This is a genomic window from Curtobacterium sp. MCBA15_008 (assembly GCF_001865065.1).
Classification (GTDB): Bacteria; Actinomycetota; Actinomycetes; order Actinomycetales; family Microbacteriaceae; genus Curtobacterium.
The window spans coordinates 1-287 of record NZ_MJGN01000044.1; the positions used below are offsets into that span (position 1 = coordinate 1).

The following is a 287-nucleotide window of genomic DNA, read 5'->3' on the forward strand; positions in this document are numbered from 1 at the left end:
TCGTAGACGACGTGCTTAGCAAACGCTGGCAAGGGCATACCGGCAAGGCCTTTACGGATGTGGTCAGTATTGGCATTGGCGGCTCCTTCCTCGGCCCCAAACTGGTATCGGAAGCTCTACGCCCCTACTGGCACGGCCAGCTGAAGGGCCACTACGTCGCCAACATCGACGGCACCCAGATGGCCGAGATACTGCGCCGGGTCAATCCGGAAACCACCCTGTTCCTGATCCAGTCCAAATCCTTCCGTACCCAGGAAACCCTGGAGAACAGCAAGGTGGCCCGGAAC

General features: G+C 59.6%; 1 pseudogene. It reads left to right on the top strand.

The annotated features are described in order from the left end of the window. Positions 1 to 287 (top strand): annotated as a pseudogene (locus BIU96_RS14550) (glucose-6-phosphate isomerase); the annotation flags it as partial.